Raw genomic sequence first — 19,892 nt, forward strand, 5'->3', positions numbered from 1 at the left:
CCGTCGGAGGTCTGAGTAGAGAGTCATGCCGAACGGCCACATCATCGTCGCCGACGACGACGCCGCCATCCGCACCGTGCTGAACCAAGCGCTGTCCCGGGCGGGCTACGAGGTCCGCTCGACGGGCAATTGCGCCACCCTCTGGCGCTGGGTCGCGCAGGGGGAGGGCGACCTCGTCATCACCGACGTGGTCATGCCCGACGAGAACGTGTTCGACCTGCTGCCGCGCATCAAGCGGGTGCGGCCGGAGCTGCCGATCATCGTGATGAGCGCGCAGAACACCTTCATGACGGCGATCCGCGCCTCGGAGCGGGGCGCCTACGAGTACCTGCCGAAGCCCTTCGACCTGAAGGAGCTGATCGCCATCGTCGGCCGGGCGCTCTCGCGCCCCCGGGGCGCGGCGCCGGCCGGGGCGCCCCCCGAGAACGAGGACATCCCGCTGGTCGGCCGCTCGCCGGCCATGCAGGAGATCTACCGGGCGCTCGCCCGGCTGATGCCCACCGACCTCACCGTGATGATCACCGGCGAGTCCGGCACCGGCAAGGAGCTGGTCGCCCGGGCGCTGCACGATTACGGCCGCCGCCGCACCGGCCCGTTCGTGCCGGTCAACATGGCGGCGATCCCGCGCGACCTGATCGAGTCCGAGCTGTTCGGCCACGAGAAGGGCGCCTTCACGGGGGCGCTCCAGCGCTCCGCCGGCCGGTTCGAGCAGGCCGAGGGCGGCACGCTGTTCCTCGACGAGATCGGCGACATGCCCATGGAGGCGCAGACCCGGCTGCTGCGCGTGCTCCAGCAGGGCGAGTACACGACGGTGGGCGGCCGCGTCCCGATCCGCACCAACGTCCGGATCATCGCGGCCACCAACAAGGACCTGCGGGTCTCCATCCAGCAGGGCATCTTCCGCGAGGACCTGTTCTTCCGCCTCAACGTCGTGCCGCTGCGGCTGCCGGCCCTGCGCGAGCGCTCCGAGGACGTGCCGGACCTCGTCCGCCACTTCTTCGTGCTCGTCGAGCGCGAGGGCCTGACCCGGAAGACCCTCGACGGCGACGCCATGGAGCGGCTGAAGCGCTACCGCTGGCCCGGCAACGTCCGCGAGCTCGAGAACCTCGTCCGGCGGCTCGCCGCCCTCTACCCGCAGGAGACGATCACCGGCCCGGTGATCGAGGCCGAGCTCGACACGCTGCCGCTGGCGACGCCCGCGGCGCCGGCGGCCAACGGCGCCGCCCGCAAGGCGAACGGGGAATCGGAGACCCTGTCCAGCGCCGTGGAGCGCCACCTCTCGGACTACTTCTCCGGCTATCGCGACACGCTGCCGCCCCCCGGCCTGTATCACCGGATCCTGCGGGAGATCGAAGGCCCGCTGATCGGCGCGGCGCTCGCCGCCACCCGCGGCAACCAGATCCGCGCCGCGGAACTGCTCGGCGTCAACCGCAACACCCTGCGCAAGAAGGTCCGCGACCTCGACCTGCAGGTCTTCCGGACGGCGCGGTAGGGCGGTCCCCGGCCGATCCGGCCGTGTCCCCTCAACCCGAGGCGCGTCGGGCGCCGCGCGACGAGGTCCAGAACGGGATGAGCGCGGTCCTGGCCGCCCTCAGCGGCCCGGCAGGATCGGGTCGCCGCGCATCAGCGCGTGCAGCCGCTCCGTGTCGAACCCGTTCGGGATGCTGGGCACGGCCGGCTTCGGCGCGGGCGCGGCCCTCGCGGGGGCCGGGATCGACCCCGTCGCCGACGGCTCGGCCTGGGCGGCGCGGATCACCGGCGCCGGCGCCAGATGGGCGAGCCGGTCGGCGCTGACGAGGGCGACGGTCGCCGTCGAGACGAGGACGAGGACGGCGCCGAGAAGGGAACGCAGGATACGCACGCGACGACCCGGGACGCGACTTGAGACGGCAACAGATTTACGGCGCGGCCGTTAACGAAGCCCCACTCCAAGTCTTCGGGAGGCGATATTGACCAACGTCCAGGCCACCGCGAGCGACAGCCCGTTCATCCAGGGCCGTAACGCGCGCCTCTACGGGAAGCCCGTGAGCGAATGCCCCTATCCGGAGGGCTCTCAGGAGCGCGCCGCCTGGATGGAGGCCTACGAGGAAGCCGTCGTCTCGGATCCGCCGGAGAAGCCGTGATCGCGGAAAACCCGGAGGCCCGGCACCGCGAGCCCGCGTGTCCGGCTTGACCTTGCCGGGCGCGGCGCGCTTCGTGCGGTGCACCGCAACGCGATCTCCGAGCCTCGATGTCCCTGAAGCCCTCGCCCGACGCCAAGCAGACCTTCGCGCCCGCGACGCGCCTCGTCCACGCGGGCCGTGACCCGGGCGAGCAGCACGGCTTCGTGAACACGCCGATCTACCGCGGATCCACGGTCCTCTACCCGACCTACGACGCGATCAAGAACCGGCGCGGCCGCTACAATTACGGGACCTCGGCGACACCGACGATGGACTCGCTGACGGAGGCGTGGACGGAACTCGCCGGCGCCGCCGGAACCGTCGTGACGCCCTCCGGGCTCGCGGCGCTCACCGTCGCGCTGATGGCCGCGGTCTCGGCGGGCGACCACCTCCTCGTCACCGATTCCGCCTACCGGCCGACCCGCCAGTTCTGCGACGGCGTGCTGGCGCGCTACGGCGTCGAGGTGACCTACTACGACCCGACCATCGGGGCCGGCATCGCGGAACTGATGCGCCCGAACACCCGGGCCGTGCTGGTCGAGGCGCCCGGCTCGCAGAGCTTCGAGATGCAGGATATCCCGGCCATCGCCGAGGTCGCGCACGCACACGACGCCTGCGTGATCATGGACAACACCTGGGCGACGCCGCTGCTGTTCCCGCCGCACGCGCGCGGCGTCGACATCGCGGTCGAGGCCGGCACCAAGTACCTCAGCGGCGGCTCGGACCTGCTGATCGGCCTGACCTCCGCGAACGCGCGCTACTACCCGGCCGTGCGCCGCACCTTCGACCATTTCGCCATGTGCGCCGGCGCCGAGGACATCTTCCTGGCGCTGCGCGGCCTGCGCACCATGTCCTTGCGGCTGCGCGAGCACGGCCGCGCCGGACTGGAGATGGCCCGGTGGTTCCAGGCGCGGCCCGAGGTGCTGCGGGTGCTCCATCCCGGCCTGCCCGAGGATCCCGGCCACGCGATCTGGAAGCGCGACTTCGCGGGCGCGTCGGGCCTGTTCGGGGTGATCCTGAAGCCGGTGCCCGAGGCCGCGGTGGCCGCCATGCTGGACGGGCTGCAGCTCTTCGGGATGGGCTTCTCGTGGGGCGGCTTCGAGAGCCTCGTGATCCCGTTCGACTGCGCCGGCTACCGGACCGCGACCCGGTGGGCCCCCGGCGGACCGGCGCTCCGCTTCCACATCGGGCTCGAGGACACCGCCGACCTCAAGGCCGACCTCGACGCCGGCTTCGCGCGCCTCCGGGCGGCGTCGTAGGGCGGGGCCGGGCGCCGCGCTACGACGCTGCCCTTCCCGGACAGGTGAGGACCGGCGAACCTTGACCCGGACCGCGCGCCGCGGGCGGTGCCGCATCCGCGCGTCGTGATGGGCCCGCGCCGTCGCGACCGGCGACGGCATCGCTGCATTTGACCTCGCGCCGCGTTCCTGATTGACCGGCCCGGTATGACCACGAGCCTCTCCGCCGGCGGCGCGCCGCGCCTTGCCCCCGTCGACCGGATCGGCCGCGGGCTCGACGCGCTGAGCCTCACCCATGCCAGGGCCGTCGCCGCCCTGCTGGCGCTGTGCCTGATCCTGTTCCTGCCGGGGCAGATCTCGCTGCAGCCGATGGACCGGGACGAGCCCCGCTTCGCCCAGGCCTCGAAGCAGATGCTGGAGAGCGGCGACCTCGTGGATATCCGCTTCCAGGGGGAGGCGCGGCACAAGAAGCCGGTGGGGATCTACTGGGCGCAGGCCGCCGCCGTGGCGGCCGGCGAGGCGCTGGGCGTGCCCGGGGCCCGCACCCAGATCGCCCTGTACCGCGTCCCGTCGCTGATCGGCGCCGTCGCCTCGGTTCTTCTCGCCTACTGGGCGGCGCTCGCCTTCCTGCCCCGGCGGTCGGCGCTGCTGGCGGCCGCCCTCTACGGCGCCTGCCTGATGCTCTCAGCCGAGGCCCACCTCGCCAAGACCGACGCGCTGCTCGCCGCCTGCGCCACCGCGAGCCTCGCCGCGCTCGCCCACGCGTGGCTGGCGCCGCGGGACGGTCGGCCGGTCTCGGGACCGACCTTCGCGGCGTTCTGGCTCGGGATGGCGGTCGGGATCCTGGTGAAGGGGCCGATGGTTCCGCTCTTCGCCGCGCTGCCGGCGCTCGGCCTGTCGCTCGCGGCGCGGTCCGGCCGCTGGCTGCTGCCGCTCCGGCCCTGGCCGGGCCTCGCCCTCACGCTCCTGCTGGTGGCGCCCTGGTTCGCGGCGATCGCCTGGAAGAGCGGGGGCGCGTTCTACGCCGAGGCGGTCGGCCACGACATGCTCGGCAAGGTCGGCGGGGCGGCCGAGCGGCACTGGGGACCGCCCGGCGCCTACGCGCTCGTGTTCTTCGCGACCTTCTGGCCGGCGGCGGCCTTCACCGCCATGAGCCTGCCGTTCGCTTGGCGGGCGCGACGGGAGCCCGCCGTGGCCTTCCTGATCGCCGCGGTGCTGCCGGCCTGGCTGATCTTCGAGGCGGTGCCCACCAAGCTGCCCCACTACGTGCTGCCGCTGATGCCCTGGCTCGCGATCCTGACCGTGCTGGCGCTGAGCCGGGGGGCGCTGGACCCGCGCCTGCGGGGCGCCCGCCTGACGGCCCTGCTGCTGCCGGCGATCCCGGTCGCCCTGACCCTCGGCCTCTGCCTCGCCGGCTGGCGGCTCGACAGCCACACGATCCCGTGGCCGGCCCTGCCGCTGCTCGCCGCCGCCTGCGCGGTCGCGGTCCTGGCCTGGCTCGCCTTCGCGCAGGGATCCGCCGAGCGCGCCCTCGTCCTCGGGGTGCTGGCCTCCGCGCTGCTGGGCCCGGCGGTGCTGGGCGTGGCACAGCGCTCGCTGCCAGCCCTGAAGGTCTCGCCGCGGCTCGCGGCCCTGCGCGACCGCGCGCCCTGCCCGAACCCGCTTGTGGCGAGCCTCGGATACCGCGAGCCGAGCCTCGTCTTCCTGATCGGCACCGGCCTCGCCCTGCCGCCCGACGGGGCCGCCGCCCGGTCCTTCCTCGAGGGCGGCGGCTGTCGCCTGCTCTTCGTCGAATCCCGCGATCGCGACGATTTCAACGCGGCCTGGCCGGTCGGCCGCGGCGCGCCCGCGCCCCTGGCGGAGGTCGAGGGCTTCAACCTCAACACCGGCCGCCGGGTCTTCGTGACGGCCTACGCGGTGGCCCCGTGAGCGGATCCCCCCATCTCAGCGTCGTCGTGCCGGTCAAGAACGAGGCCGGCAACATCGCGCCCCTGGTGGCCGAGATCGAGGCCGCCTGCGCGGGCCTCGCCTTCGAGCTGATCTACGTGGACGACGGCTCGACCGACGGCACGCCGGCGGCGCTGGCGGCGGCCCGGGCGGCGCGGCCCTGGCTGCGGGTGCTGCGCCACGCGCGGAGCGGCGGCCAGTCGGCGGCGGTGCGCAGCGGCGTCCTGGCGGCCCGCGGCGGGATCGTCGCGACCCTCGACGGCGACGGCCAGAACGATCCGGCCTTCATCCCCGCGCTGCTCGCGGCCCTCGAGGCGGCGGGGCCGGGAGCCGGCCTCGCCCAGGGCCAGCGGCGCGGCCGCAAGGACGGCCGCTTCAAGATGCTCCAGTCCCGGATCGCCAACGGCGTGCGCGGGCGGATCCTCAACGATTCCACCCGCGACACCGGCTGCGGCCTGAAGGTCTTCCGCCGCGCCGTGTATCTCAGGCTGCCGTATTTCGACGCCCTCCACCGATTCATGCCGGCCCTGGTCGCCCGCGAGGGCTTCTCGGTCGTCCACCGCGACGTGGTCGACCGGCCGCGGCTGACGGGGGTGTCCAATTACGGCCTGTTCGACCGCCTCTGGGTCGGGCTCCTCGATCTCGCCGGCGTCTGGTGGCTGATCCGGCGCAAGCGCGCGGATCCGCGGCCCGAGGAGATCGCCGGCCCGGCCGGCCAAACCGCGGACCAGGACGTCGGATGCTGATCCAGCTCGCCCACGATCTGCCGGCCTATTTCTACGACGTGTTCGTCACCCGGCTCGACTTCTGGCTGGTGTTCGGCATCGTCGCGCAGGTGGTGTTCGGCTCGCGCTTCATCCTGCAATGGATCGCCAGCGAGCGCGCCGGGCGGAGCGTGATGCCGCTGTCGTTCTGGTTCCTGTCGATCCTCGGCGGGATGATGACGCTGGTCTACGGGTTCGTCCGCCGCGAGCCGGTGATCATCATCGGCCAGGGCCTCTCCACCGGCATCTACCTGCGCAACCTCGCGCTGATCTTCCGCGAGCGGCGGCGGAAGCGGGGCGCCGCGTGAGCCGCACGCCGCTGCCCGCCTTCTACGACGACCTGGACGCCACCTTCGCCGAACTGTGGCGCCTGCTGGCGGACGGCGCCGCCCATGGCCGGAGCGGTTTCCACCTGCCGACCCTGGGGACGCTGGGTGCCGATGGCGGGCCGCGGCTGCGCACGGTGGTCCTGCGCGCCGCCGACCCGGCCGAGGGGACGCTCCGGTTCCACTGCGACCGCCGCTCCGACAAGGCCTCCGAGATCCTGGCCGCTCCTGCCTGCGCCCTCGCCGCCTACGACGCGGCCGCGAAGATCCAGATCCGCGTCGCGGGTCGCGCCACGCTGCACACCGACGACGCGCTGGCCGAGGCGGCCTGGACGGGGTCCCGGGCGATGAGCCGGGTCTGCTACGGGGCGGAGCCCGGTCCGGGCACGGCGCTGCCGACGGGGGACGCCTACAGCCTGCCGGACGAGACCGCGGCCGCGACGCTCGGCCGGCCGCACTTCGCCGCCGTACTCGTCCGGGCGGAGCGGCTCGACTTCCTCTATCTCGACCGCCGCGGCCATCGCCGGGCGGCCTGGCACGCGGCCGGAGGCCTGTGGTCCGGCCGCTGGATCGCGCCCTGACCGGGCTCGCTCGGGGCGGGCAGGGCCGGTCAGGCGGACGCCCCGGTGCCGCCGCGCCCGGCGCTGCGGGGGCCATCCGGCCCCCCGGGATGGCAGCCCTGCGCCGCCCCCCCCCTGACGGCGGCCGGGCCGGCGCGCTAAACCCCCTGACCCGGCCGCCGAACCGGGTCGATCTGGAGGAGTCCGTGGGCCTCGTCTACGCGCTCGCCGCCTACCTGAGCTGGGGCCTCCTGGTCCCGGTGCATTTCCGGATGCTCGGCGCCTACTCCCCGTACCACATCCTGTCGGAGCGGATCGTCTGGTCGAGCGTGTTCGCCGGCGCGCTGGCGCTGATCCTCGCGGCGCGCCACCGCCTGAACCTGCCGCTGCCGCTCCGGAAGCGCCACGCGCTGCTGCTGCTCTCGGCGGGGATGATCGGCGTGAACTGGCTGCTCTACCTCTACGCGGTCAGCGGCGGGCACCTGCTCGACGCGAGCCTCGGCTACTACATCAATCCCCTGGTCAGCGTCGCCCTCGGCCGGGTGGTGCTGGGCGAGCGCCTGCGGCCGGCGCAGGCCGTCGCCATCGGCATCGCCGCGACGGGCGTCGCCGTCGCGGTGGTGTGGGCCGGGGAACTGCCCCTGATGTCGCTGTCGCTGGCAGTGAGCTTCGCGCTCTACGGCCTCGCCCGGAAGATCGTCGGCGTCGACGCGCTGGTCGGCTTCCTGGCCGAGACGCTGCTGCTCCTGCCGGCCGCGCTCGTCTGGCTCGTCCTGTCACCCGAGCCGTTCCTGCCGGCCGCGCCGGGCGACCGCGCCCTGCTGATGCTCACCGGCCTGACGACCGCGCTGCCGCTGATCTGGTTCGCCGCCGCGGCGGTGCGCCTGCGGCTCACGACCTTGGGTCTCCTGCAATACGTGGCGCCGACCTGCCTGCTCGTCCTGAGCGTCCTCGTCTACGGCGAGCGGGTCGAGCCGCATCGGGCGCTGATGCTCGCGCTGATCTGGGTGGCGCTCGCGCTCTACACGATCGACGCTCTGCGGTTTCGCCGGCCGCCGGCCCCCGCGGCCCCGCGGTCGGATCCCGACGCGATGCGTGTATAAGGAGTACGGGTATAAGCCGCCGCGGGGCGGGTGACGGGACAGCGTCGGGTCGATGAGCGAGACTGAGAGCGGCCCAGGATCCGTCACGGATGCCGATTACCGCAACCTCGCCGAGACGCTGCCGCAGCTCGCCTGGATCGCCGAGGCCGACGGCACGATCATCTGGTACAATCAGCGCTGGTACGACTACACCGGCACCTCCCTCGACGAGATGCGGGGCTGGGGCTGGCGCACGGTCCATCACCCGGACCACGTCGCGGCCGTGACCGAGCGCTACCGCGCCGCGATCACGCTGGGCCGGTCCTGGGAGGACACGTTCCCGCTGCGCGGCCGCGACGGGAGCTACCGCTGGTTCCTGTCGAAGGCGCTGCCCCACCGGGACGAGTCCGGGCGGATCCTGCGCTGGTACGGGACCAACACCGACATCACCGGCCGCCGCGCGGTCGAGGAGCGCCTGCGCCACTCCGAGCAGCGCTTCCGGGCGCTGGTGGACGCCTCGGCGGCGGTTATCTGGAACACCGACGCGGCGGGCGAGCTGATGCCGCCGCAGGTCCGGTGGAGCACCTATACCGGGCAGACCGAGGAAGCCTACCAGGGCTGGGGCTGGCTGGACGCCGTCCATCCCGACGACCGGGGCCACGCGGCCGACGCCTGGGCGGCCTGCGTCGAGGCGCGCGCGACCTACGAGGTCGAGTACAGGCTGCGCCGGTACGACGGGGTCTGGCGCGCCATGGAGGTGCGCGGCGTGCCGGTCCTCGCCGAGGACGGCTCCCTGCGGGAATGGGTCGGCACCTGCGTCGACGTCACCGAGCGGAAGGAGGCCGAGGAGGCGGTGGAGCGCGCCCGGCAGGCCGCCGAGGCGGCCAACCGGGCGAAGAGCCAGTTCATCGCCAACATGAGCCACGAGCTGCGCACGCCGCTCTCGGCGGTGATCGGCTACTCCGAGATGCTCGGCGAGGAGCTGGAGGATATCGGCCAGGCCGCCCTCCTGCCCGACCTGCGCAAGATCGAGGCGGCCGCCCGCCACCTGCTCTCGCTGATCAACGACGTGCTCGACATCTCGAAGATCGAGGCGGGCCGCATGACCGCCTCGGCCGAGACCTTCACGGTGTCGGACCTGCTCCGGGACGTCTCCGACTCCACCGGCTCCCTGGTTGAGAAGAAGGGCAACCGCTTCGTCCTGGACACCGGCGCGGCCGGGACGGCCGACCTCGGGTCCATGCACCAGGACCAGACCAAGATCCGCCAGTGCCTGCTGAACCTGATCGGCAACGCCGCGAAGTTCACCGAGCGGGGAACGATCACCCTGACGGTGCGGCGGCACCGGGAGGAGGGAGCCGACTGGCTGTCCTTCGCGGTCGCCGACACCGGCATCGGCCTGACCGAGGAGCAGATCGGGCGCCTGTTCGAGCGCTTCGTCCAGGCCGACGATTCGACGACCCGGCAGTTCGGCGGCACGGGCCTCGGGCTCGCCATCACCCGCGCGTTCTGCCGGACGATGGGCGGCGACATCGGCGTCGCCAGCACGCCGGGCGCGGGCGCGACCTTCACGATCCGCCTGCCCGCCACCCTGCGGCCCGAGGACGCGCCGCCCTCCGAGGCCGAGGCCCACACGCCGGTGGAGCCGCACGAGCAGCACGAGACGGTGCTGCTGGTCGACGACGACCCGGCCGCCCGGGAATTGCTCCAGCGCTTCCTGGAACGCGAGGGCTTCCACGTCCGCAGCGCCAACGACGGCCGCGCCGGCCTGACGCTCGCCCGGGCCCTGAAACCGCGCGCGATCCTGCTCGACGTCGAGATGCCGCGCATGGACGGCTGGGCGGTCCTGCACGCGGTGCGCAACGACCCCGACCTCGCCGGTACGCCGGTGATCATGACCTCGGTCGTGGCCGAGCAGGGGCTCGGCCAGGCGCTCGGCGCCACCGACTACTTCGTCAAGCCGATCGACTGGGACCGGCTCAAGGGCCTGATGGAGCGCTACCGGCCCGAGGCGCCGGAGGATGCCCGCGTCCTCGTGGTCGACGACGACGCGGATGCCCGCGAGCGCCTGCGCCGGTCGCTCGGCCGCGAGGGCTGGACCGTCGACGAGGCGGAGAACGGCCGGATCGCCCTGGAGCGGGTCAGCCAGGCGCGGCCGAGCCTGATCCTGCTCGACCTGATGATGCCCGAGATGGACGGGTTCGGCTTCCTCCGGGCCTTGCGGGCGCGGCCCGACGGCGACGTGCCCGTGGTGGTGCTCACCGCCAAGGAGGTCACGGCGGCCGAGAAGGAGAGCCTGAACCGGCAGGCCGACCGGGTGATCGCCAAGGGCTCCATGAGCCTCGCGGAGATCGGCCGGCAACTGCGCGTCCTCTACGCGCGTTCGGCGACCGAGCCGGTGCCGGGGCAGCTCCAGGGGTTGCTCGATCGGCTCGCCGAGAAGGACGCGGGAGAACCACGATGAGTGCCGACGGGATCGATCCGGAGAAGGCGGTGACCATCCGGCTGCGGGCGCGGCTCGCGGTGGTGGAGCGGGCGGCGTGGTTCGGCTTCGTCCACGCGATGAAGACCCGGCCGGTCGAGACCGAGGCCTACATCGCCGCGGAGCGGGCGCGCTGCACCGACGGGTTCGGCAGCGGCGCCTGGGCCAAAGACCTCACCGACGCCGAGCGGGCGATGCTCGCCGACGAGGTCGATAGCGGGCTGGCGCAGCTGCTGGAGGATGCCCGCGCGGAGCTGTGAGGCCGGGCCTCCCGGGCGGAGGCGTCTCCGGGCGTCCCGATGGCAACGAAAGACGCTCTCCCGCTTTGACGGCCTGACGTCGACGGGACGACGTCGCCGAGGCGCCCATGCTGTACGAACTCGCGACCCTCTCGTGCCCGCTGCTCGCGGTGGGCCAAGTCTCGGCCGGCGTCGAGGCTTGGCTGGACGATCCCGATGCCAAGGGGGAGCTGGTCGGCTGCTGGCGCAGCGAGATCGGCACGCTGGGGCGCCTGATCGTGCTGCGCGGCTTCGCGGCGCCCGAGGACATGACCGCCGAGCGCCGGCGCGCCCTCCTCAGCGCCAACCCGTTCAACGCCGGGCCCGTGATCACAGCTCTGGAGATGGACAGCTACGCCCCGTTCCCCTTCCTGCCACCGATCCGGACGGGCGACCGCGGCGGGGTGTACGAAGTCCGGACCTATCGCCTGAGGCCGGGGGGCCTACCGCCGACCCTCGCGGCCTGGGAGGCCGCGATCGGGCCGGCACGCGCCTACACGCAGCACCTCGTCCTGAACATGTACGCCCTCGACGGTGCGCCGCGCATCACGCACATCTGGGGTTTCCGCAGCCTGGAGGAGCGGGCCGCGTTGCGGTCCCGCGCCTACGAAGCGGGGATCTGGCCGCCGAAGGGTGGCCCGGACCAGATCGCCGAGGCGACCTCGACGATCGCGCTCCCCCAGGGGCGCTCTCCCCTGAGCTGAACGCCGGCCCCACGGAAGCGGCCGCCCAAGCGGCGGGCCCGACGCGTGACGAGCGCGCTCGACCGGGCCTGGATCGAGGCCGGTGGCGCTGTTCCGCGCGCGGGCGGAGCCGGCACCGCCGATCAGGCGCCGAACACGTCGCGCCAGGCCGGCGGAAGCCCCGTGCCGGCCAGGGGCGACGACGGCGCGTGCCCGGGCAGGCTCGTCGCCGAGAACACGCCGCGCGCCACCGCCCGAGCCAGGACCCGCGCGGCGGCGTCGCCGAGGCGGGCAAGGTCCACCACCGTGTCGCCGAGGGGCACGGCTCCGGTCGCCGCGGCGAAGACCAGGTCGCCGTCGAGGGGCGTGTGCGCCGGCACGAGGGCCCGAGCGAGGCCGTCCTGCGCCGCCACCGCGAGGCGCCGGCACTGCGCCTTGGTCAGCGCCGCGTCGGTCGCCACCACGGCCAGCGTCGTGGCGGCGCCCGGCAGCGCGCGGGCCGGAAAGGCGTGGGCCTCGGGCGGCACCCGGACCGGCACGCCCAGGCCGCCGAACTCGTCGTCCACCTCGAAGGGCGCGGCCCAGAAATGCGGCCCACCGCCGATCGTCGCGTTGCCGAAGGCGTTCACGGCCGCGAGGGCCCCGACCCGGAAGCCCGTGCCCGGCACGGCCGCCGAGGCGGATCCGATCCCGCCCTTGAGCCGGCCGGTGCGCGCACCGGTCCCGGCTCCCACGGAGCCCAGGGCGAACGCCTCGGTGGCTGCCGCGGCGGCCTGGAAGCCCAGCTCGCGATAGGGCGGATAGCGGCCCCAGGCCTTGTCGCCGCCGTTGGGGAGATCGAACAGCACCGCCCCCGGGACGATCGGCACCCGCATGGCGCCGACCGGGAACCCGCGCCCGGCCTCGGCGAGCCACGCCGCCACGCCGGCCCCCGCATCGAGGCCGAAGGCCGAGCCCCCGGAGAGGACGAAGGCGTCGACCCGCTCGACGGTGCGCTCGGGATCGAGCAGGTCGGTCTCGCGGGTGCCCGGCCCGCCGCCGCGCACGTCGACCGCGGCGACGGCCGGCTGATCGAAGAGGATCGCGGTGACGCCGCTGGCGAGCCGCAGGTCGGTGGCGTGGCCGACCCGCAGGCCGGGAATGTCGGTGATGCGATTCTGCGGCATGGTCCGAGCTTGCCACGGCGGCCCATCGGCGCAAATCCGGCCGGGGCCGTTGACCGCCGGCCGGGGTTACCCAGGTTGGCAGACGGCGAAGCGCGTCGAGGAGCACGGCATGGACGTCGGATTCATCGGAATGGGGCGGATGGGTCGCGCCATGGCGGCCAACCTCGCGCGGGCCGGCCACACGGTCCGCGCCTGGAACCGCTCGCCGGAGGCCGCGCGCGGCCTCGACGGCGTCACTCCGGTGGCGAGCGCCGCCGAGGCCTTCGCGGGGGACGCCGTGGTCACCATGCTGGCCGACGACGCGGCCCTCGAGACCGTGATCGTCGCCGGCGGCCTCCTCGACCAGCCTGAGCGGCCCGGCCTGCATATCGGGATGAGCACGATCTCGGTGGCCCTGGCGAAGCAGCTCGCCGCCGTGCACGCGCGGGCGGGCGTTCCCTACATCTCGGCGCCGGTCTTCGGGCGGCCGGACGTGGCAGAGGCCGGCAAGCTCAACATCGTGGCGGCCGGGGCGGCGGCTCTGATCGACCGCGCGGGGCCGCTCCTCGACGCCATGGGCGCCAAGACCTGGCGCTTCGGCGACGACCCGACGCGGGCCAATGCCGTCAAGCTCGCCGGCAACTTCATGCTGATCTCGGCCATCGAGGCCATGGCCGAGGCCTGCGCCCTCACGGAGGGCCACGGGGTCGCGGGCGCCGACTTCCTGGACCTGATGACCAACACGCTGTTCGCCTCGCCGGTCTACAAGGGCTACGGCGCCTCGATCGCGCAGAACCGCTACGAGCCGCCGGGCTTCATCCTCAAGCTCGGGGCCAAGGACGTGCGGCTCGCCCTCCAGGCGGCCGAGGGTGCCGGGGTGCCGATGCCGTTCGCGAGCGTGCTGCGGGACGGTCTCATCGAGGCGATCAGCCACGGCGACGGCGAGAAGGACCTCGCGGCGCTGGCCCGCGTCTCTGCCCGTCGTGCAGGGCAGGGTTGAGATCGACGACGACGTCTCGCCTTTCTGGCGAGTCTTAACCCGTCGTTTCAACTTCACAAACGAGTGTTCGTGCCGGCTATAGGCACGGATACCAATAGATGCGCACACATTCCTATTCGCTGCGCAGGATGACTCTGTCTACGAAAGTCATCCTGCTGGCGATGCTCGCCGTGACAGTCACCGCCGGCGCCATCTGGATCACGGTCTCGCGGCAGACCTGGTCGCAGATGGAGGCGCGTCAGCGCACCAACGGCGAGCGCAACCTGAGAACTCTGGCGCTCGTCCTGGCGGCGCGGGTCGAGGGTGCGGCGGCGGACCTCGACGGCGCGCGCGTCGCCCGGGTGTCGACGCCGAGCCTGTCCGGCTTCGCCGATGCCGGCGTCGTGGACGACGCCGTCGCCTATTCGGGCGGCCTGGCGACGGTCTTCAGCTACGAGCCCGCCTCCGACAGCTTCGTGCGGCGCCAGACCACGGTGCGCCGGGAGGACGGGACCCGCGCGGTCGGCACGGCGCTCGCCGCCGACAGCCCGGCCCAGGCCGCGATCCGCGCCGGTCGGACCTACGAGGGGCCGGCCGCCCTGTTCGGGCGGCGCTACTACACAGTGTACCACCCGACGGTCGACACCACCGGCAAGGTGAACGGCATCCTGTTCGTCGGGCTGCCGATCGAGATGTACTTCGACGCCCACGCCCAGACGATGACGAGCCTCAGCGTCGCCGCCCTGGTCATCGCGGTGCTGGCCTGCGCCCTCGTCGGGCTGGCGGCGGCGCGGCTGTTCCGGCCCTTCGCGACGATCGCGGCGCGGATCGAGGCCCTCGCGGCCGGCGACTTGGACTCGGCGATCCCCCACGCGGGGCGCGGCGACGAGATCGGCACCGTGGCGCGCGCCCTCGAGGTGCTGCGCGTCGCCGGGCTGCGGACCCGGGAGCTCGAGAGCCTGCAGAGCGCGGGCGCGGCCGACGAGACGCGGCGGCGGGCCGCCCTCGACCGGGCCATCGAGGCGTTCCGGGGGCAGGTCGTTCGCCTGAAGGACGCGCTGACCGCCAGCACCGGCGCGATGCGGGCCCGGGCCGGCGAGATGGCGGCCAGCTCCGCCGAGGCGGAGGTCGCCGTCGCCGAGACCGAGCGCGGCTCGCACGAGACCTCGGCCAGCGTCCAGACCGTGGCGAGCGCCGCCGAGGAGCTCTCCGCCTCGATCGCCGAGATCGGGACCCAGCTCGACCAGGCCGAGGCCCTGGTGGCCACCGCCGCCGCGGAGTCGGACGCGATGAACGCCGAGATCGGCGAACTCGCCGAGGCCGCCGGGCGCATCGGCGCCGTGGTCGGGCTGATCCGCCAGATCGCCGAGCAGACCAACCTGCTGGCGCTCAACGCCACGATCGAGTCCGCCCGGGCCGGCGCCGCCGGCAAGGGCTTCGCCGTGGTGGCCGCGGAGGTGAAGGCCCTGGCGTCGCAGACCGCGAAGGCCACCGAGGAGATCGGCAGCCAGATCGCCGGTGTGCAGGCCTCGACGACGGCGGCCGTGGCGGCGATCGGCCGGATGGGCGAGCGGATGCGGGCGGTCAGCGTCACCACGGGCGGGATCGCGTCGGCGGTCTCGGCCCAGGGCGCGGCCACGGCCGAGATCTCCCGCAACGTCGCCGACACGGCCGGCGCCACCGAGGCCATCGCGGGGGGCCTCACTACGGTCGCCGGCGCGGCCCGGCGCTCGGCCCGCATGGCCGCCACCGTCACCGACGCGGCTCAGACCGTCGACACGGTCGCGGCCGACCTCGAGGCCGAGATCGAGCGCTTCCTCGGCCAGGTCGCGGCCTGACGCCTCAGAGCCCGTAGCGGGCGAAGGCCGCGCGCTCCGCGAACGCGGCCATCGCCCCCTCGGCCAGGTCGATCCCGCCCGGCGCGCCGCCGCGGCGCAGCAGGCGGGACAGGAATCCGCCCCGGGCCTCGGCGACGAGGCGCAGGTCGACCTTGTCGCCGAAGCGCGCGCGCGTCGCGGTGCGCACGTCGCCAAGCGCGTCGACGAGTCCGAGGGGCAGCGCCTGCCGCCCGGTCCAGACCGCCCCGGTGAACAGGTTCTCGGCTCGCGACAGGGTCGGGCGCCGGGCCGTGACGAGGCCGGTGAACAGGTCCTGCACGTCGGCCTGGATGCGCTTCAGGCGCTCCACGTCGGCGGGATCCTCCGGGCGGAACGGGTCGAGCATCGACTTCGCCTCGCCCTGCGTGTGGACCCGGCGCTCGACGCCGAGCTTCTCCAGCAGGCCGTGGAAGCCGAACCCGGCCGAGACCACGCCGATCGAGCCGACGATCGAGGTCGGGTCGGCGACGATCTCGTCGGCCGCGCAGGCGATCATGTAGCCGCCGGAGGCCGCGACATCCTCCACGAAGGCGATCACCGGCACGCCCTTCTCGTCGGCCAGCGCCCGGATGCGGCGGTGGATCAGGTGGGACTGCGCCGGCGAGCCGCCGGGCGAGTTGATCACCAGCGCCACCGCCTTCACCCCCGGCATCCCGAAGGCGCGCTCCAGGCTGCCCGCGACGCTCCCGATCGAGAGCCCCGGCCGGATCGGCGAGACCGCCCCGATCGTGCCCGACAGCCGGACCACCGCGACCCGCGGGCGTCGGTCCCGGAAGCGGCGCGGGAGGAGGGCGCGAAATGTGTCGGGGAACGCGAACGCCATGGGAGTCTTACGCGGCTCATCGGGAAGCCGGGCGGGGGACGGCCCGGAAGCGCCTGTTGCGGAAACTGGGCGCTTTCCGGCGCCGCGCAAGGGCGGCGCGCGACGGCGGCGCATCTGCGCAGTCAGAACGGATCGAACCGTTTGCCGACCTTGGCCGTTTCAGGCGACGGCGCGAGCCTCGTGCCGGCCCGGATCCGCTGGACTCGGACGGGCGCTCACACGGGAGAGAAACGATGCGACCCTGGCCGATCCTGGTCCTCCTCGCCGCGCTGCTCGGCGGGCTGGCGACTGCGCCCGCGCGGGCGGCGCCCCTGCCGGTCCCCGCCGGCGCCGAGGCCGCGGCGCCCGCCCCCGCGGTGCAGCAGGCCCACTGGCGCTACCGCCGCCACTGGCACCGGCGTCACCACTGGCGGCGCCACTGGCACCATCGCCGCCACCACTGGCATCGCCGCCACCACTGGCACCGGCACCACCATTTCCGCCGCCACTGGCACCGCCACCACGTCTGGCACGGCCGCCCGTACGGCCACCGGCACGTCACGTTCTACTGAGCCAAGCCCCCGCGCCCCGGCCCGATCCGGCCGGGGCGCGGCCCCGCCGGGAACTGTGCCGGGGACCCCGCGGCCGAGCCTGCAGGCGGCCGCGCTGCGACCTTGCGGCGGGCCTCGGAAAACCTTATTTAACCGTCTGATATCACTGCTCTTCCGCAAGGCCGTTCCGGCGCATCGCGCGCCGCTTGGCCGCCGCGAGCACCGCCCGTCCGGGCCTCAGAACGGAAATCGACTTGGCCGAGAACGATCCGACTGGCGCCGCCCCGCCCGCCAGCGACATCCGCCCCGTCTCCATCACCGACGAGATGCGCCGCTCCTACCTCGATTACGCGATGAGCGTGATCGTGAGCCGGGCGCTTCCCGACGCGCGCGACGGGCTCAAGCCCGTGCACCGGCGCATCCTCTACTCCGCCTTCGAATCTGGGCACCTGCCCGAGCGGAAATACGTCAAGTCGGCGCGCATCGTCGGCGACGTGATCGGTCTCTACCACCCGCACGGCGACCAATCGATCTACGACGCCCTCGTGCGGATGGCGCAGGACTTCTCCATGCGCCTGATGCTCATCGACGGGCAGGGCAATTTCGGCTCGGTGGACGGCGATCCGCCGGCCGCCATGCGCTACACCGAATCGCGGCTCGCCAAGCCCGCCACGGCGCTGCTCACCGACATCGACAAGAACACCGTCGATTTCGGACCGAACTACGACGAGTCGCGCGAGGAGCCGACCGTCCTCCCGGCCCGCTTCCCGAACCTGCTGGTCAACGGCGCCGGCGGCATCGCGGTCGGCATGGCGACCAACATCCCGCCGCACAATCTCGGCGAGCTGATCGACGCCTGCGTGGCGCTGATCGACGATCCGGGGCTCACCATCGAGCAGCTCACCGAGATCGTCCCCGGCCCGGATTTCCCCACCGGCGGCATGATCCTCGGCCGTGCCGGCACGCGGCAGGCCTACGCCACCGGCCGCGGCTCGGTGATCATGCGCGCGAAGTCGCATGTCGAGGAGCTGCGCAAGGAGCGCGAGGCGCTGATCTTCACCGAGATCCCCTATCAGGTGAACAAGGCGACGCTGGTCGAGAAGATCGCCGAGCTGGTGAAGGAGAAGCGCGTCGAGGGCATCTCCGACCTGCGCGACGAATCCGACCGGTCGGGCATGCGCATCGTCGTCGAGATCAAGCGCGACGCCATGGCGGACGTGGTGCTGAACCAGCTCTACCGGTTCACGCCCCTGCAATCCTCCTTCGGTTGCAACATGGTGGCGCTGAACGGCGGCCGCCCCGAGCTGATGAACCTGAAGGACCTGCTCCAGGCCTTCGTCGACTTCCGCGAGGAGGTCGTCTCCCGCCGGACCAAGTTCCTCCTCGGCAAGGCCCGCGAGCGGGCGCACGTCTTGTGCGGCCTCGCCATCGCGGTCGCCAACATCGACGAGGTGATCCGCCTGATCCGCACCTCGCCGGACCCGAACTCGGCCCGCGAGGCCCTGATGGGCCGCGACTGGCCTGCCCACGACATCGCGCCGCTGATCGCGCTCGTGGACGACCCGCGCCACCGGGTCGCCGAGGACGGGACCTACCGCCTGTCCGAGACCCAGGCCCGCGCCATCCTCGACCTGCGCCTGCAGCGCCTGACCGCTCTGGGCCGCGACGAGGTCGGCGACGAGCTGAAGACGCTGGCCGACGAGATCGCCGACTATCTCGACATCCTGCGCTCGCGCGCCCGCATCCAGGGGATCGTCAAGGGCGAACTGGCCGAGGTGCGCGAGCAGTTCGCCACACCGCGCAAGACCGAGATCGTCGACTTCGACGGCAGCGTCGAGGACGAGGACCTGATCGCCCGCGAGGACATGGTGGTGACCGTGTCGCACGCCGGCTACGTCAAGCGCGTGCCGCTCTCGACCTACCGGGCCCAGCGCCGCGGCGGGAAGGGCCGCTCCGGCATGGCCACCCGCGACGAGGATTTCGTCACCCGCCTGTTCGTGGCCAACACCCACACGCCGGTGCTGTTCTTCTCCAGCCAGGGCCAGGCCTACAAGGAGAAGGTCTGGCGCCTGCCGATGGCCGCGCCGAACGCCCGCGGCAAGGCGCTGGTCAACATCCTGCAATTGCAGGACACCTCCGAGCGCATCACCACGATCATGCCGCTGCCCGAGGACGAGGCCTCGTGGGAGACGCTCGACGTGATGTTCGCGACCGCGCGCGGCAATGTCCGGCGCAACAAGCTGTCGGACTTCACCACGGTGAACCGCAACGGCAAGATCGCCATGAAGCTCGATCCGGGCGACCACATCGTCCATGTCGAGATCTGCCGTCCGGACCAGAACGTGCTGCTGACCACGGCGCTCGGCCAGTGCATCCGCTTCCCCGTCGAGGACGTGCGCGTGTTCAAGGGCCGCGACTCGACCGGCGTGCGCGGCATCCTGCTCGGCAAGGACGACAAGGTCATCTCGATGACCATCCTGAATGCCTTCGACGCCACGGCCGAGGAGCGGGCCGGCTACCTGAAGATGCGCCGCGCCGTCACCGGTGAGTCCGAGGAGAACAGCGACGCCGAGGCCGAGGACGGCGCCGAGGCGGCGGCGATCTCGCTGGACCGCTACAACGAGATGGGCGCGGCCGAGCAGTACGTGCTCACCCTGTCGGAGCGGGGCTTCGGCAAGCGCTCCTCGTCGTTCGAGTACCGGACCTCGGGACGCGGCGGGAAGGGCATCACGGCGATGCGGGTCAACGCCCGCAACGGCAGCCTCGTGGCGTCCTTCCCCGTCGAGGCCTCGGACCAGATCATGCTGGTCACCGACGGCGGCCAGCTGATCCGCGTGCCGGTGGACGACATCCGCATCGTCGGCCGCGCCTCGCAGGGCGTGACGGTGTTCAACACCGCCAAGGACGAGAAGGTCGTCTCGGTGGAGCACATCGAGGGCGAGGACGAGGGCGCCGAGGCCGGCCCCGAGGGCGGCGAGGAGGCGTGAGGCGCCGCCCGGTTCCGTCCGGCGCGAAA

Annotated in this window: 18 protein-coding genes; 15 read left to right on the plus strand and 3 right to left on the minus strand. The window is 73.1% G+C overall.

Annotated elements, in window-relative coordinates; all coding sequences use genetic code 11:
* The first annotated feature begins 25 nt into the window (after positions 1-25).
* Positions 26-1,492, plus strand: coding sequence for a nitrogen regulation protein NR(I) (gene ntrC, locus ACTJK8_RS22100; RefSeq protein ID WP_012319142.1), 1,467 nt, complete (start codon positions 26-28; stop codon positions 1,490-1,492).
* Positions 1,493-1,591: 99 nt separating this feature from the next.
* Here ntrC and ACTJK8_RS22105 read toward each other — a convergent pair whose 3' ends face one another.
* Entirely contained in the window at positions 1,592-1,861 is a 270-nt protein-coding gene (locus ACTJK8_RS22105; protein WP_012319141.1) for a hypothetical protein, read from the minus strand.
* 88 nt (positions 1,862-1,949) lie between these two features.
* On the opposite strand from ACTJK8_RS22105, the gene ACTJK8_RS22110 reads away from it, so the two are divergent.
* The 10 genes from ACTJK8_RS22110 to ACTJK8_RS22155 all read left to right on the plus strand — a co-directional run bounded on the left by ACTJK8_RS22110 (position 1,950) and on the right by ACTJK8_RS22155 (position 11,543).
* On the plus strand, positions 1,950-2,123 hold the full coding sequence (locus ACTJK8_RS22110; protein WP_012319140.1) for a ribosome modulation factor: 174 nt from the start codon (positions 1,950-1,952) through the stop codon (positions 2,121-2,123).
* 107 nt (positions 2,124-2,230) lie between these two features.
* Positions 2,231-3,421, plus strand: coding sequence for a cystathionine beta-lyase (gene metC / locus ACTJK8_RS22115; RefSeq protein ID WP_012319139.1), 1,191 nt, complete (start codon positions 2,231-2,233; stop codon positions 3,419-3,421).
* A 186-nt stretch (positions 3,422-3,607) separates the two neighbouring features.
* Complete coding sequence (locus ACTJK8_RS22120) at positions 3,608-5,329, plus strand: ArnT family glycosyltransferase (RefSeq protein ID WP_053622677.1); 1,722 nt, start codon at positions 3,608-3,610, stop codon at positions 5,327-5,329.
* A complete protein-coding gene (locus ACTJK8_RS22125; protein WP_012319137.1) occupies positions 5,326-6,093 on the plus strand; it encodes a glycosyltransferase in 768 nt (255 codons plus the stop codon). Before ACTJK8_RS22120 ends, ACTJK8_RS22125 begins: the two co-directional genes overlap by 4 nt.
* Positions 6,087-6,419: a lipid-A-disaccharide synthase N-terminal domain-containing protein gene (locus tag ACTJK8_RS22130; RefSeq protein ID WP_012319136.1), complete on the plus strand. Its 333-nt coding sequence runs from the start codon at positions 6,087-6,089 to the stop codon at positions 6,417-6,419. The genes ACTJK8_RS22125 and ACTJK8_RS22130 overlap by 7 nt, the downstream gene beginning before the upstream one ends.
* Positions 6,416-7,018 (plus strand): pyridoxamine 5'-phosphate oxidase family protein, encoded by a 603-nt coding sequence (locus ACTJK8_RS22135; RefSeq protein WP_053622678.1) that lies wholly within the window; start codon positions 6,416-6,418, stop codon positions 7,016-7,018. The genes ACTJK8_RS22130 and ACTJK8_RS22135 overlap by 4 nt, the downstream gene beginning before the upstream one ends.
* A gap of 185 nt (positions 7,019-7,203) precedes the next feature.
* Positions 7,204-8,100, plus strand: coding sequence for an EamA family transporter RarD (gene rarD / locus ACTJK8_RS22140; protein ID WP_012319134.1), 897 nt, complete (start codon positions 7,204-7,206; stop codon positions 8,098-8,100).
* A 52-nt stretch (positions 8,101-8,152) separates the two neighbouring features.
* Positions 8,153-10,543, plus strand: a complete 2,391-nt coding sequence (locus ACTJK8_RS22145) for a hybrid sensor histidine kinase/response regulator (RefSeq protein ID WP_012319133.1) — start codon at positions 8,153-8,155, stop codon at positions 10,541-10,543.
* Positions 10,540-10,821, plus strand: coding sequence for a hypothetical protein (locus tag ACTJK8_RS22150; RefSeq protein WP_440762513.1), 282 nt, complete (start codon positions 10,540-10,542; stop codon positions 10,819-10,821). Before ACTJK8_RS22145 ends, ACTJK8_RS22150 begins: the two co-directional genes overlap by 4 nt.
* A 107-nt stretch (positions 10,822-10,928) precedes the next feature.
* Complete coding sequence (locus ACTJK8_RS22155) at positions 10,929-11,543, plus strand: NIPSNAP family protein (RefSeq protein ID WP_012319131.1); 615 nt, start codon at positions 10,929-10,931, stop codon at positions 11,541-11,543.
* Between the two features lie 122 nt (positions 11,544-11,665).
* Here ACTJK8_RS22155 and ACTJK8_RS22160 read toward each other — a convergent pair whose 3' ends face one another.
* Complete coding sequence (locus ACTJK8_RS22160) at positions 11,666-12,688, minus strand: P1 family peptidase (RefSeq protein WP_024830119.1); 1,023 nt, start codon at positions 12,686-12,688, stop codon at positions 11,666-11,668.
* A 49-nt stretch (positions 12,689-12,737) separates the two neighbouring features.
* Between ACTJK8_RS22160 and ACTJK8_RS22165 the strand changes: the two genes are divergently transcribed.
* On the plus strand, positions 12,738-13,667 hold the full coding sequence (locus ACTJK8_RS22165; RefSeq protein ID WP_373866309.1) for an NAD(P)-dependent oxidoreductase: 930 nt from the start codon (positions 12,738-12,740) through the stop codon (positions 13,665-13,667).
* A gap of 128 nt (positions 13,668-13,795) precedes the next feature.
* Positions 13,796-15,484: a methyl-accepting chemotaxis protein gene (locus tag ACTJK8_RS22170; RefSeq protein ID WP_245337814.1), complete on the plus strand. Its 1,689-nt coding sequence runs from the start codon at positions 13,796-13,798 to the stop codon at positions 15,482-15,484.
* A gap of 4 nt (positions 15,485-15,488) precedes the next feature.
* On the opposite strand, the gene ACTJK8_RS22175 is transcribed toward ACTJK8_RS22170, so the two are convergent.
* Positions 15,489-16,346, minus strand: a complete 858-nt coding sequence (locus ACTJK8_RS22175) for a S49 family peptidase (protein WP_116656034.1) — start codon at positions 16,344-16,346, stop codon at positions 15,489-15,491.
* A 233-nt stretch (positions 16,347-16,579) separates the two neighbouring features.
* Here ACTJK8_RS22175 and ACTJK8_RS22180 point away from each other — a divergent pair, with 233 nt between their 5' ends.
* Entirely contained in the window at positions 16,580-16,897 is a 318-nt protein-coding gene (locus tag ACTJK8_RS22180) for a hypothetical protein (RefSeq protein WP_012319126.1), read from the plus strand.
* A gap of 233 nt (positions 16,898-17,130) precedes the next feature.
* Complete coding sequence (gene gyrA, locus ACTJK8_RS22185) at positions 17,131-19,863, plus strand: DNA gyrase subunit A (RefSeq protein WP_440762514.1); 2,733 nt, start codon at positions 17,131-17,133, stop codon at positions 19,861-19,863.
* Positions 19,864-19,892 lie beyond the last annotated feature (29 nt).

Origin of the sequence: Methylobacterium sp. 22177 (genome assembly GCF_052045615.1) — a bacterium.
In the GTDB taxonomy this organism is placed as follows: Bacteria; Pseudomonadota; Alphaproteobacteria; order Rhizobiales; family Beijerinckiaceae; genus Methylobacterium; species Methylobacterium radiotolerans.